This window comes from Hymenobacter sp. HD11105 (assembly GCF_054051685.1).
In genome coordinates this window covers 325,051-338,708 of the sequence record NZ_JBSWBR010000004.1, presented here as the reverse complement: position 1 = coordinate 338,708, position 13,658 = coordinate 325,051, and the positions used below count along the sequence as shown (strand labels likewise).

Genomic DNA, 13,658 nt, shown 5'->3' with positions numbered 1-13,658 from the left:
GAATTGGGTTACTCTTTCAGCAAACGAGTTACGCTCGTGCCGTAGGGCGTCGTCAGGCGCAGGTGGTAAACGCCCTGACTAGCGTGCCTTAGGTCGAGGCGGTGTTGAAGCGGCGCGGCAGCTTTACTCACTGTTTCCTGTAGAATAGTTCGCCCCAGTGCATCCATCACGTGCACTGTAATCGGCCCAACCTGCTGATTATTTACGTTTAGGTGAAAAACACCGGTACTGGGGTTGGGGAAAATTTCCAGCCCAGTAAGCGGGGCGCTAGGAGTCGAACTACCAAGCACAGTGGAGATAGTGAAGTCCTGGGGAGAAATAGCAAAGAAGATATTGTCAGTGGGCTGCACCTTGATGCGTGCTGTGGTGGTACTTAGGCCAGCGGGAAGTAGCACTGTCTGCGCACCATCATTAGGCGTAGCTGTAGCCAGAATGGTTGGGAAGGTGAGCCCTCCGTCGGTCGAAAGTAAAATACTCACCTGCGTAGCACTGATGGGAGTCTGATCGGTATTCGCCACGTCCCAGATTACTTGTTGCGTTGAGCCAGCTGTCCAGGCAGCGGCCGCGGTGGGTACCGTTATTACAAAGGGCCCTGCGGTGGCTATTACGGCCACGCTCGTTGTATCGTAGTTTGTACCGCCGGCGGGACGGCGCTGGTCGCGGGCTACTAGGCGAAAGTGCAGGCGCCGGGCGTACGTGGGCAGCAACTCGCCGGGCGGCGGAGCAGTAGTAGCCAGCAAACTCGCCATCTCGGGAAAGGTGCGAGTAGGAGAGGAATTGGGGGGCAAAAATCGGAATAGGGGAGCGTTATCGACTGGTGCGTCTGGAGCGCCGGCTGGCCCCAGGTCGGTCTGCTCCCAGGTGTATGTTATTGGGTCGCCGTCGGGGTCACTACCGGAGCCGGTAAGCGTGAACGGAGTGCGCGCCGGAATTCGAAAATTGCCCCCCGCCTCGACTGTGGGTGACTGATTGCCGCTGGGCGTAAGCTGAGCGCAAGTGCCCGAAGCGGCGGCATAATCCAGAATCTGGTCTATACTGCGCGAATGAAAGTAGGGAGAGCTACTTGGTTGAATATTTTGGGGCGCACACAAACCCGCGTAGGCCATAATGGAGCCACCGCTACCTGGCTCATAAGCCCAGGCCGCGGCGCGACTACTCGTACAAAAGCCCGTAGTGCCATTGAATGTGTGGTTTGCGCCAAACTGATGCCCCATTTCATGCGCCACAAAATCGACGGCAAAGGCGTCGCCGGTAGGGTCGGCTTGCCCCGTGGTGCCGCCCGCTTTGAACTGCGCATCGCACACCACCCCAATGTAGGCTAGGCCACCCACCCGCGTACCAAAGACGTGACCCAAATCATAGTTGGAGGTGCCAATTATTTCATCTATTGTGCGTTGGTTCTCCTCAAGTAAGGCCGAGGCGTTGTTATTGGTATAAGGATCAGTTGCGGGGTCAAGGAAGAGAAGAGCGTCATTATTAGGCACCAATTGCAGTCGAATTGCCAATTCTTGCTCATAAATTCCGCTCACCCGATTTATCGTCGTCACGACACCGGCCAAAGCGGCCGCTTTTGTGCCGCCGAGCGTAGCAGCATACTCGCCCGTGCAAGCCATTGCCAAACGATACGTGCGGAGTTGGTTGCCATTGGCTCGCAATTGATCGGCAACCACGGGCCGCTTGTTCTTTACTATAGTAGTCAAGCACGGTGCCTCAGCGCTACCCGCGCGCATAGCCGCACGATAAAACACACGGTGGTGCACGGTATCATTGGGGGCAGCCGGGTCAATGAAAATGGTAGAGCTTCCGGTGAGAATTTGAGCATGAAAACCAGCAGGGGTCAGGTCAAGGCTTGCGGTTATAGTTGGGTCATCAAGGCTTTGGGCAGTGTAGGTTTTGATGCGCGAATAGCGGGCGGCGAGTTGGGGGTGCATCACGGCCGTTTCCGTAACCTGGAAGCGCTGCGCGGAACCATCGGGGAAAGGCAATAAGATAACTGGATTACTACTGGAGCCTACGCGCCTTGTATCCGCAGTGGCGGGTTGTAAGGCGGCTCGTAAAGCCTTTGTCTGGAAGCGCACCGCACGAAACTCCGCTACTGTTGAAGCGGCAGCATGCGCTCGAACAGAAGTGGGGCGAGGTACTTCATCGACCCAGTGCGGCTTCGGGGTTTGGGCAGCAACTTGAACTGTCAGCAACAGGAAAAGGCACCTCAGCCAGCGCCCTAATGTGTGGCTAGCTCCAGAAAAAGTCGCGGGCATATAGTGATGAAAAACAGCTATCAACAACCAAGTTACGCCTCGACCAAGCAAATATTATTGCAACAAGTTGAGACTATTACTTATGCAACAGAATGACGGTTAAAAAAGCTACTCCCTAACGCTTGCCTTGCTCCTTCATTTTGCCCCCTAAACAAAAAAGCCGGCTCACGGCCGGCTTTTTTATCGTCAAAGCTAGGTTATACCTCGTTTTTAAATAACACAAGCTGGGCCTTGTCCGCCGCGCTGATCTTACGGCGAAACTCTACATACGCCGGATAATCGGTGCGGGGGAAGCGAGTGCGGGGCATGTGCAGCTGGCGCACGTATTGCAGCGTACCGTCGGGCAGCGTCTGAATCTGGGTTGAGTACGTGCCGAAAGCCGTGGTAAGCTGCACCGGCGCGGGCAAGGTTTCGGGCTGAAAACCGGCTGGTACATGAATGCGCACCGTGTCGGCGTGTGAGAAAGCATGATCGAGCCAGATGTCAGCGCGACGCTCACCTACAGGCGCGCTCAAAGCGGGTAGTCGGCTAAGCAAGTTGGGCGTCACGAAAGCCCTTTTGCCGCTTGGGGGGGCAAAATTGGGTAGAGTGAGGCCCAGGGTTTCTACTACAGCCGGTAGAGCTGTGCGCCGGTCGGCGGCCAGATTAAACTTTGTGATGCTGAAATTGGGCAGTGGCAGCGTTTCGGCAATACGCTTTTTCTGGTCGGCGGGGGAGAGATTGTTCAGTAGCTGACTTTGGTTGTCCTGCTCCAGTCCCGTCCGTACCGTCCGGATGCTCACCGTGGCCGTGCCTTGGGCATCGAGGTAGAGGTCAGCGCGTCGCTCCCGCCGGTTTTCGGCTACTCCATACACGGGCGTACGCACTATTTTGCCCCCCGTAGGCGTGAGTAGCAAGGCATGACGATTACCAGTGAAGCTACCCATGTACCCAAAGGCTTCACTCTGGCTTGTGCATTCCAGCCACACCGTATCAGCCTTGGCTGCTTTGGCTAAAGGCACGCACAGCACCACGTGGTTGAACTGATTGCTGGGAAACTCCGTCCGAATATCCGCTTCGTCAGCCCGTACCAGGGCACAGTAGGCAGTTACGTCGGCGGCCTTCAACAGAGCCATGCAATAGTTAGTTAGGGCTTTACAGTCGCCGTAGCCGGTGGCGCTTACGGCCGTGGCCGGAAACGTCTGCCAACCGCCCAGACCAAGTTGAATAGAGATATAGCGCGTATTAGCCTGCAAATACTCGTACACCTTGCGAATGCGTGCCCGCTCATCGGGTATATCTTTTACCAGCGCCGCAATGCGCGCCTTCACCTCAGCGGGCAACACATCACGGCCCGCGTTAAGGTCGTAGTTCCACTGTCCTAAGGTCTGCCAGGAGGTAAGCGCGCCGCGGTGCCCCTGCACTTCAAAGGCCGTGGGCGCCGTCAGGACCGCGGGTACCAGTTCTTCTAATGGCGGGCCAGCAGGCTCCTGCTCCAACGCAACCAAATTAGCAACCTGCCACTGGTACACATCCAGCACCCCTTGCTTGCTGCGGACCACGGCGGCACCTGTCGGTAGGTGACGTTCCTGGTAGCGCAAGGGTAATTCAGCGGGCGTAATAACGCGAAAAGAAGCTTTCTCTACGGCTACTTGCTCGCCCGCCTGTGGGTGCCAGGATGAATAGAACAGCGGATTGTCAGAGGTTACCTCGTACTCAAACTCCACCGTATACGGGTAAGTCGGCTGGCGCAAATCTGCTAAGCGGCCTCGGGTGTCGGTTGCTAAGCTGAAGCCATCGGCAAGGCTGTAATCTTTTATATCCGACGATTTAAGCTGCCGAATAAGTCGACCATTAGCATCGTACACAGCCCCACGCAAATAATTTACGGTGTTGAGCTGATCGTAAGAAACCAGTTCTCCGGCCCAGTGATTTCCGTTATTATCGAGGATTGTAGCGGCCCGGCGCACCGTCTGTACCGTGCGCCCCACCGATTTTATCAGCAAGGTTTCCTCGTAATTGCGCACTACAGCGTGGGCATTTTCGAGCAGCTTGGGGGGCAAATCGCTCAGTGCATACTTAGGAGGCTGGCCTCCCGCCCAGGCCGACGAAACCAACAGGCCGCTCAAACCTAAGCTGAAGCTCAGGCGCCGCAAGGGTTGCAGGAAATAGCTCATGATTTCTTTTTCAATACAATCTGCTCGGCGTGCTTGGCCAGCATCCGGCTATAAAACTCTCGCAGGTAAGTGTATTCCTCGGCCGAGTACACAGCCCGACGCAAATTCATGCGGCTCATAATCTGAATGTTGCCGGGCGTAGTCGCTACTTGGTAAGTAAAAAGCCCCCCATCTTCGGGCAGCTTTACGGCTGCCGACTTCGGCATTTCTTCCGGTTCGTAACCCGCAGGCAGCGTGATGTTGAACACCAGTGTTTCGTCCATTGGAGCTGCGAAATCGACGGGAAAGCGGCGCTCCTCGTGCACAAACGGGTTGCGCTCAGCGCTGAACTGCCGCACCAAATTCAGATACAAAGTAGTCGCGGGCGCATCGGCGCCGGGCGCCGTAAATTCGTAGTCCAGGGTGAGCGGCTTGTGAAGAGTTTCGAGTTCTTTGAAGGCATAGTTTGGAATGGTCCAGCCTTCGTGGGTTTTGGCCATATCCTCCATAAACTTCTTCTCGCCTTTTTTTAGCAGCGTTTCGCGATGATCAGCACCGGCGTAGCCACCCGTTTCCTGGTGCACTTTGCCCTTTAAGCCACCGCGCTCATCCATTGTTAGCTGCACCTGGTGGTAATTGACGTAGCGTTGCGTAGGTGCCAGACTTACCCAGCGCGACTTGCCAGGACTAGCCATCAACAAGCGACCCGTGCCATTAAGGCAGCGCGTGGGCAGCATACCGCAGGGCAGCAGCGCTTCCGTAGCGTCGGCAAATAGCTCTTTATTGTCAGGCAGAGCTACATGAGCCACCACATAGTTGAAGCTCGACAGCAGGGGTAGCGTCTCGGTGATGCGACCGTGATTGCGAGTACTTAGCACTACGGGGTTAGCGTCTAGGCCAGCTTCGCGGAAGGCCGCAATAAGCAGCAGGTTTATGTCGGCCGAGTTGCCGCTGCGCTGGTCGTAGGTGTGTTTAAGGGAACCCGTGCTCAGCATCCAGTCGGAGCCATTGTACTTCACGGCTTTGCGCACCAGGGCATGCACGGCGGCGGCGCGGGCAGCAGGATCGGTGTGCTGGGCAACAATAGAAGCCAGCTCAGCTTTCAAAAAGCCCCCTCGCTTGAGCTGTAGGCCCAAGTTCTCATGGGTTAGTAACTCGCTGTCGATTTTTTCCCAAGTGCCCGACATGGGCTCGTAGGCACGCTGAGGCCATTGGACCCCAGCTAATTCAAAATTTACCCGGGCCACAAAGTCCTTGGAGGTCGTCATGTAAGGCTCGTCGCGGAAGGCAGGTACTTGCTTCATGGCCCAACGAAAGTTGGTGACGCGCGGCGTTACGGTATTGGCGCTGGGACCAGTACGTCCGCTTCCTCCCGAAAGCCCACCTCCTGCATTAAAAGAGCCGCTCTGCGTAAATGTGAATTGCGTGTTGGCTTCCGTGCGCTCCTGCACAGCCAAAGGCTCATAGCCCTGAAATAACTGCTTGTAGTCGAAGTACTCCGGAATAGCCGCCCGATACTCACTCCAGCGCACCGGAATCTCATACTGAAACTGCCAGTCCTGGAAGTTGAACAGGAAGTCAGAGTTTACGGTGTAGGTGTACTCAATTACGGAGCCTTCGCGCACGTTGGGCAAAGTGAATTTGCGCACAAAGTTGTTGACGGTCTGCTGCTCCATGAAGGTCGCATCAGAAGCCATTTTCTCCTTCACCAGCTGCCCGTTTACCATGTTATAAGTAAAGCCGCGCAAGGCTGAGATCTTTTCTTCGCTTGAATTTTTCTTGTACAAAGGCACGCGAACCGTAGCCCAGTCATACCCCGATTTTTTAAGGATTTTGATGCGGGTGACGCGCTCAAATACCAGCTTAAATTCACCGCTGCCTGTTTCAAAGCGCGAGCGGCCAAAGTCGCACAGCACGATAGCCTCGGCGGCACTATCGGCCACGAAGTTCTTGTCATCAAAATCGGCTAAGTCGGGTTTGCCAAACTTGATAGGGTCGGCCTGACCGTACACGGGTAATTGCGCCGCCGTCAACAGAAATAAGGATAGCGCACTGCCTTGAAGTAATTTTTTCGTCATAAATCAGTAAGTAAACGGAGCTTGATAGAGTGGTTAAAAGAGGTTGAATAGTTAAAAAAGGAAAATAGGACGTTGGTCAGAAGCCCTTAAGCTAGAGGCGTGCCGTATTGGTGAAAATCACCGTCCAATGCTAGAAAAAGTAGCTAGCGCGCCTACTTGCGTTGTAGTACAATAGCCTCCGCGTGCTTGGCTACCACGCGGCCATACAGTTCGCGTAGCGCGGCGTATTCCTGAACCGAGTATTCTGCTTTGCGAAGCTGAAGACGACTGGTAATGTGCAGCACGTTCTGCTGGGGAGTAATGCTGAACTGAAAACGCCCCCCATCATTGGGTAAGCTCAAGTTCAGGTTAGCGGGCAGTTCCCGCACCTCATAGCCGACGGGTAAGGTTAGGATAACCGCTTGGCTGTGCTCATGGGGCATGCCAAAATCAACGGGGAATTGCCGGTTCTCTAAGCGGAAAGGATTCTGGCTTTCTCCTAAGTGGTGCAGTGGCTGTACATACAAAGTAGCTGCTGGCGATTCTCCACCCGGAATTTTTACCGCCATCTCCACACTTAAAGGTTGCTGGGAGGTTCCGGTGTTCTGGAAAGTGGGCGCTGTAAGCGTCCACTCGGGCCAGCGCTGCTGTAGCGTTTTGACGAACTGCTGTTCGGTGCCGCCTGCCAGTTGTCCGCGAGCTTCTATACTAGCGTAGCCAGTGTGCTCCAGCTTGATTTTGCCCCCCAGCGCGCCCTGGGCATCGAGCGTGAGCTGGGCGGTAGTGTAGCGCAAGTACCGTACGGTAGGAGTTAGCGATACCCACCGGCCACCAGCTTTGGTCACCAAGCGGCCTTGCCCATTGAGGCAGCGCTCCGGTAATAAGCCCGGCGTAGCATATGGCTCGGTGGCATCAACGAGCAACTCTTTCTGGTCGGGTAGGGTGACGAGCGCGGCTAGGTAGTTGAACTGGCTGAGCACCGGTAAATCGGTTTGGATGCGGCCATGATCGCGGGTGCTGAGCAACAGCGGCTCGGCCGAAAAGCCCGCTGCCCGCAACGTATGAATCAGCAGCAGGTTTACCTCGGCGGCATTGCCTGCGCCTTGCTCGCAAATGCGTCGTAGCGCAGCAGTCGTATAGAATTTCTCATCACCATTGTAGCGCACCGTGCGCTGCACCAACGCTAGAGCTGCCGCCAGCCGCTCCGTATGATTAGGATATTGCGCGACCAGTGCCGCGGCTTTATCAGCTAAGGGAGTAGTGCGGGTGAGGGCTGAGCCGAACTGTTCATCTTTCAACAGTTCGGTTGCTATCTTTTCCCAGGTGCTAGTGATTTGCTGATATTCTTGCCCAGGAAAATGGGTGCCATCTAACTCGAAATCCAGCCGGCTGATGTGGTTGCGGGCCGACGTCATATAGGGTTCGTCACGGAAAGCGGGCGCATCTTTCATGATCCACCGCGACCGCAGCGCCTGGGCCTTGATGTGCACCGTGTTGGTAGGCGCACTCGCCACTCCACCATAGCCATCTCGTTGGGCCGAACGCTGGCTAGTCGTATAAGGTACTGTCAAGCTCTCATTCAGCGCCAGCGGACGATAGCTACGAAGGGTAGTTTTGTAGCGGTAAAATTGGGGAATCACCGTACGGTATTCACTCCAACGGACTGGAATGTTGTACTGAAATTGCCAGTCCTGAAGGTTGAACAGAAAGTCTGATTTGATCGTGTACGTGTACTCAATAATGGAACCCTCGCGCACGTTGGGCAGGGTGAAAGCGTAGCGTAAGTGATTGGCATCGACCTTCTCCTCAAACACGACGTCTTTGCCCATCTTCTCCTTCACCAACTGCCCGTTAACCAAGTTGTAAGTGAAGCCTTTCAGATTGCTGATCTCTTCCTTGCGGTTGTCCTTTTGGTAAAGCGGTACCTGTACGGTAGCCCACGCATAGCCCGCCTTTCGATGAATGCGCAAACGGGTCGTACGTACGAATACCAGCTCAAACCCTTCGTCGGTACCCTTTATCTGGGAGGTGCCATAATCGCAGAGGATCTCGGCAACGGCTGCAGTATCAGATGTGGGCGGGGCGGTAAAATCGGAGACTTGCACTCCTCCAAATTGGATTGGTTCGTCTTGGGCTTGGCAAAAATGCCCCCCAGTTAATAGCAGACCAACGAGAATTGCTTGGCGACCCCAAAATAAAGCCATGAAGGATGAATAGAGCGAGTATAAACAGCATAAACTCCTTCGTTGATAACTCCTAAAAATAAGCCAAATAGCTACTAAGGAAAGAGGCCGACAATACGGCAACCAAAAGTGCAGGATTGCTGCGAATCTTCCAAGTGATTCTTCTATATAGAGGCAAGTGAATCCGATTATTATTCAACTTTTCTTCTCCCTTTTCCATGAGCCACCGGCTGCCATAGCTAAGGCTCAACGGCCTCATTTCTACTCACTCAACAAGGTAGGATTGGCTATGCCTAGCTGTCTGATTCAGTATGAATGTCAACTTAAGCACATATAATCTGCTTCACACCGCACAACGATGGAAAGTCAGAATTCCTGCTGAAGCGGGTGACGTAGGTCTTATTTGGATGCTCGATAGCGTAAGTAAATTGCGTGCTAGGCCACCACGCGCACCTTTTTTTCTGCTCGCACACCCCATACCAAGTACCCGAGCGCGACCAGGGTTGCCAGAGCCCCTAGGGCGTGCACGTAAGGCAAACGACTAGCTATGTTGCCATACAGCCAGCCCGACAATAATGCGCCGAGCCCAATACCGGCTTCCAGCGCAATGTACATAGTGGCTACAGCCCGACCCCGGCGCTGCTCATGGCTCAAGTCGATGGTCCAGGCGTAGAGCGTGGGGGAGTTGAGGCCCGCCGCCAACCCGAATACCACAGCTGCTGTCAGAAACACCGGCACCGTATTGGCCACCATCAGCATAAGCATGGAAAAGGCCAGCAGAGCAGCCGAAATCCGTAGTATAGGCACGCGACCGTACGTATCGGAGGCGCGGCCCGCCACGAGCCGAACCAGCAAGGACGCAGTAGTGAAAAAAGTAAAAAACAAACCCTTGTTGACGATGCCCAATAGCTGGCTTTGGTCGGGAATAACGGTGAGCACGATGCCGAAGGGAAACAAGCACAGTAGCGTTACGATAGCAGGAGCGCGCACCTGGGGCTCAAGCACCTCGTTCCACTCTAAGCGCAGCAAGCGCCAGCTAAACCGCTCGCGCTGGGTCTGAGGCAGCGTTTCCGTCATGGTGCCTTGTACCGCCAACGACAGCAGCGCCGCCCCTGACGAACAGTAAAACATCGTTTCGAGCGAAAACTGATTGGTAATCAGGCTGCCGATGGCTGGTCCGGCAGCCATGCCCAAACTGCCCGCTACGCCCAACAGGCCCATGGCCTCGCCCCGGCGTTGCAGCGGTATAATATCGGCAATAAAAGCCGCCGTACCGGTGGGCTTAAAGCCCGTGCTGAAACCGTGTAGCAGACGCAGCAACAGAAAGCCCGCAACGGTGGTAACCCACGGGTAAAAGAACCCGCACAGAAAGCAAACCAGCGACCCAAACACCATCACCGGAATGCGCCCTACGGTATCGGCCAGCTTGCCGCTAAAAGGCCGCGAAATACCAGCAGTGAGAGTAAATAGGGCAATAATAAACCCCTTGTAGTCAGCCCCACCCAGGCGCGTAAGGTAATCGGGCAGCTCGGGCAGGAGCATGTTGAAGCTGAGGAAAAACAGAAATGAACTCAGACACATCAGCCAGAAGCCGGCCGAGTAAATACTGTTCTGAAAGAAGCGCATAGGCGCAAAGATACGCCTGCTAGCCGCCGTTGGTTAAGAATTTTGCCCCCCACAAAGCCGTTACTCCTAATGAACGGCGCGTGCAGACCTGAACAAAGTAGCCAACAGCCTTTGGTCGAAGGCTTTTAGACTGAGGCCAGCACTTTACCCCAAAATCGTTACCCCATACTTGGCGCAGATTGCTGTTACGGCACCAAAGTCGGGTGGGCCAGGCGGTAACTGATCTAGCTCTTCAAACATACGCTCTATGCCAGCCGGAAAAATAGATAACTGCACTTTGGCTTTGGTATCACCAACTATGGTGAAACGGTGCGCTACCCCGCGCGGCACATATGTAAGCTCGCCGGCTTTGAGCGTTTGCACCGTGTCTTCGATCTGAAACTCAACCATACCTTCCATCACATAAAACACCTCGTCTTCGTGGGCGTGCACGTGCTTTGGAACGCCCACGCCGGGCTCATTTGACTGCTCGATAAGCGTAAACTGATTGTTAGTGTCCTTACCACTGAGTTTGATGCATTGATGGTCACCTAATACAGTGAGCCGGATACCATCTTCTGTCTTAAGAATCTTAGGAGTCGCAGTCATTTTGCGTAGGCATTTTGTGTAAAGGAAGATATTGAATAAGACGTATATATGCTAGCTAAACAGCTGGTTCATTCTCACGGTTGAATGTTGATACAACCTCCCGATAGCATAGAGGTATGCCAAAACGGCGGCCTTTATACTTCGGCGCGAAGTGTGTCTGATGCCGTTTCCTATGTCTTGGTTCTCTGCTGTTTTTGCTAAAATATCCGCCAAACGTCCTCGCCCCGATGGCAAGCCGGCTCTCACCGTGCGGGAGCGTTTTTCGGCGCTCAAAAATATTCCCGCTTTCCTGAAGCTCATCTGGGAAACCAGTCCTAGCCTTACGCTTGGCAATATTGGTTTGCGCTTGCTGAGGGCAGCCTTGCCGGTAGCTATGCTGTATGTCGGTCAGCTCATCTTGGATTTGGTGGTGAGTATGGCTCGGCTGGGGGGCAATTCTGACGATTCGCTGGGGCCGCTGCTGAGCTTGGTGGCGCTGGAGTTTGGGCTGGCCATTTTGTCGGATACCCTGGGGCGGGGCGTGGCCTTGTTGGATAGCCTTTTAGGCGATTTATTTGCCAACCGCTCCTCCGTGCGCCTCATGGAACACGCCGCCGAGCTCGACCTCGATCAGTTCGAGGACAGCGCCTTTTATGATAAGCTAGAGCGCGCCCGCCGCCAAACGCTTTCCCGCACCGTGCTCATGGCCCAGGTGCTCAGCCAAGCCCAGGACGCTATTACCATGGCGTTTTTGGCCGTCGGGCTGGTGGCGTTCAATCCTTGGCTGCTGCTGCTGCTTTTGGTGGCCGTTATTCCGGCTTTTCTAGGCGAGTCGCACTTCAATGAGCGCAGCTATTCGCTGGTGCACGGCTGGACGCCGGAGCGCCGTGAGCTGGATTATCTGCGTCAAACCGGTGCCAGCGACGAAACGGCCAAAGAAGTCAAGATCTTCGGATTGTCGGGATTTCTGATTGATCGGTTTAAGCTGTTGTCCGATCAGTTTTATCAGCAGAATAAAGCTTTGGTGCTGCGCCGGGCGGGCTGGGGGGCATTTTTTGCGGCCGTAGGCGCGGCAGGCTACTACGCGGCCTATGTATACATCATTTCGCAGGCCGTCAGGGGGCAAATTTCCATTGGTCAGCTTACTTTCTTGGCGGGTTCGTTTGCACGGATGCGCGGCTTGCTCGAAGGTATTCTAAGTCGCTTTAGTAGCGTAGCCGAAGGTGCGCTGTACTTACAGGACTTCTTCGATTTCTTCCGCATTCAGCCCCGCATTATTCGTGATGAGGCGCATGTGGTGCGACCATTTCCGCGGCCTATTCAGCAAGGCTTCCAGTTTGAAAATGTAGGCTTCAAGTATCGCAACGCCGGGAAGTGGGCCATTCGCAACCTGAGCTTTACCTTGAAAGCGGGCGAGAAGCTGGCACTGGTAGGAGAGAACGGCGCTGGCAAAACCACCTTAGTGAAGCTGCTGGCTCGTCTCTATGACCCCACCGAAGGTCGCATTTTGCTGGATGGCTACGACCTACGCGAGTACGACCCGGCGGAGCTACGTCAGGAAATCGGCGTCATCTTCCAAGACTTCGTGCGCTTCCAACTCTCGGCCGGACAAAACCTAGCCGTGGGTCGTATTGAAGAAAAAGAAAATCAAGACCGAATTCAGTCGGCCGCCGCGCAAAGTCTGGCCGATACAGTAGTGCAAAAACTGCCCGGCGGCTACGACCAGATTATTGGGCGCCGCTTTGCCGGTGGCGTCGACCTGAGTGGGGGCGAATGGCAGAAGATTGCCTTGGGCCGAGCCTACATGCGCGATGCCCAACTCCTCATTCTCGACGAGCCCACCGCCGCCCTCGACGCCCGCGCTGAGCACGAGGTGTTTCAACGCTTCGCCGACCTGACCAAGGGCAAAACCGCCGTTCTAATCTCGCACCGCTTTAGTACCGTGCGCATGGCCGACTGCATCCTTGTTATCGAGAACGGAGAGTTTGTTGAGATTGGCTCGCACCAAGACCTGTTGGCACGTGGGGGACGATATGCTGAGCTGTTTGCCTTGCAGGCGGCTGGCTATAGATAGAAACGGGCGTACGCTGTCGACTAAGAGCGACCTAGGAAAAATTCAAATCCTCTTTCTTTGACACAGGAAATTAAATTTTTTTCGAAGCTTTTTAGCTGATTATCAAACCGTAAACGAAATCCCTTTCGTATCTTGGGGTTGTGTCTCAACTACAGTAACAACCCATGAAACTATCGTTTACGCTACTCTTGGGATTAATATCCCTGGCCTTCACTGGTTGCTTCGCTTCGCGAGAAGCCCGCGTTGAATCCGACTATAGCTACACGGGCAATTTCCGCCGTTACCGCACCTACGATTTCATTACTGGCCAAGGTCTGGCAGCTGACACTAGCCGCCTGGGCGAAGTGCTGCGCGAGGCCATTCGCACCCGTATGCGGGTGCAGGGCTACCGTCCCGCGCGCAGCCGCGCCGACTTGCTAGTAAACTTTCGAGTGTTTGAAGGTGATATGCGCTTTCGGGGCTATGCCCAGGAAGACCTCACCCGTTGGGTAACAACTGGGGTGGTAGAAGATGATGAAACTCCGAAGGAAGCACGCCAGGGCTACAAGCCTGTAAAGCTGCTGCTCACCGAAGGCACTCTGCTCGTCACCCTCATCGATAACAAAACCAACCGCGCCGTGTGGAATGGCTATGCTTCGGGCGTAACGGTGCCCCCGGGCGCACAGGGTGAGTTGGTGCTGAAGCGTTCGGTGCGTTCCATCTTCGACCGCTATCAGATCTTCACCGAAGGCTATCTGGAAAACAACGGGCAATAAACA

The 13,658-nt window shown here is 54.8% G+C and carries 8 protein-coding genes; 2 read left to right on the top strand and 6 right to left on the bottom strand.

What is annotated here, in order from left to right:
* Window positions 1–8: 8 nt before the first annotated feature.
* The 6 genes from ACW9KT_RS14590 to ACW9KT_RS14565 all read right to left on the bottom strand — a co-directional run bounded on the left by ACW9KT_RS14590 (window position 9) and on the right by ACW9KT_RS14565 (window position 10,847).
* Window positions 9–2,195, bottom strand: coding sequence for a reprolysin-like metallopeptidase (locus ACW9KT_RS14590; protein WP_457081642.1), 2,187 nt, complete (start codon window positions 2,193–2,195; stop codon window positions 9–11).
* 260 nt (window positions 2,196–2,455) lie between these two features.
* A complete protein-coding gene (locus ACW9KT_RS14585; protein WP_457081640.1) occupies window positions 2,456–4,414 on the bottom strand; it encodes a DUF3857 domain-containing protein in 1,959 nt (652 codons plus the stop codon).
* Window positions 4,411–6,471 carry a transglutaminase domain-containing protein gene (locus ACW9KT_RS14580; protein WP_457081638.1) on the bottom strand — a complete coding sequence of 687 codons (2,061 nt, stop codon included), beginning with the start codon at window positions 6,469–6,471 and terminating at the stop codon, window positions 4,411–4,413. The genes ACW9KT_RS14585 and ACW9KT_RS14580 overlap by 4 nt, the downstream gene beginning before the upstream one ends.
* A 152-nt stretch (window positions 6,472–6,623) precedes the next feature.
* The gene (locus ACW9KT_RS14575; protein ID WP_457081636.1) at window positions 6,624–8,654 is read right to left on the bottom strand and encodes a hypothetical protein; all 2,031 of its coding nucleotides are present in this window, start codon (window positions 8,652–8,654) and stop codon (window positions 6,624–6,626) included.
* Window positions 8,655–9,068: 414 nt separating this feature from the next.
* Window positions 9,069–10,259, bottom strand: a complete 1,191-nt coding sequence (locus ACW9KT_RS14570) for an MFS transporter (protein ID WP_457081634.1) — start codon at window positions 10,257–10,259, stop codon at window positions 9,069–9,071.
* 144 nt (window positions 10,260–10,403) lie between these two features.
* Complete coding sequence (locus tag ACW9KT_RS14565) at window positions 10,404–10,847, bottom strand: cupin domain-containing protein (protein ID WP_457081632.1); 444 nt, start codon at window positions 10,845–10,847, stop codon at window positions 10,404–10,406.
* Window positions 10,848–11,019: 172 nt separating this feature from the next.
* Here ACW9KT_RS14565 and ACW9KT_RS14560 point away from each other — a divergent pair, with 172 nt between their 5' ends.
* Both ACW9KT_RS14560 and ACW9KT_RS14555 read left to right on the top strand, forming a co-directional pair.
* Entirely contained in the window at window positions 11,020–12,900 is a 1,881-nt protein-coding gene (locus ACW9KT_RS14560) for an ABC transporter ATP-binding protein (protein ID WP_457081630.1), read from the top strand.
* Window positions 12,901–13,064: 164 nt separating this feature from the next.
* Entirely contained in the window at window positions 13,065–13,655 is a 591-nt protein-coding gene (locus tag ACW9KT_RS14555) for a DUF4136 domain-containing protein (protein WP_457081628.1), read from the top strand.
* The last annotated feature ends 3 nt before the right edge of the window (window positions 13,656–13,658 follow it).

Coding starts and splice junctions, on each gene's coding strand:
- ACW9KT_RS14585 (WP_457081640.1), bottom strand. CDS start 4,414: ATGAGCTATTTCCTGCAACCCTTGCGGCGCCTGAGCTTCAGCTTAGGT.
- ACW9KT_RS14580 (WP_457081638.1), bottom strand. CDS start 6,471: ATGACGAAAAAATTACTTCAAGGCAGTGCGCTATCCTTATTTCTGTTG.
- ACW9KT_RS14575 (WP_457081636.1), bottom strand. CDS start 8,654: ATGGCTTTATTTTGGGGTCGCCAAGCAATTCTCGTTGGTCTGCTATTA.
- ACW9KT_RS14570 (WP_457081634.1), bottom strand. CDS start 10,259: ATGCGCTTCTTTCAGAACAGTATTTACTCGGCCGGCTTCTGGCTGATG.
- ACW9KT_RS14565 (WP_457081632.1), bottom strand. CDS start 10,847: ATGACTGCGACTCCTAAGATTCTTAAGACAGAAGATGGTATCCGGCTC.
- ACW9KT_RS14560 (WP_457081630.1), top strand. CDS start 11,020: ATGTCTTGGTTCTCTGCTGTTTTTGCTAAAATATCCGCCAAACGTCCT.
- ACW9KT_RS14555 (WP_457081628.1), top strand. CDS start 13,065: ATGAAACTATCGTTTACGCTACTCTTGGGATTAATATCCCTGGCCTTC.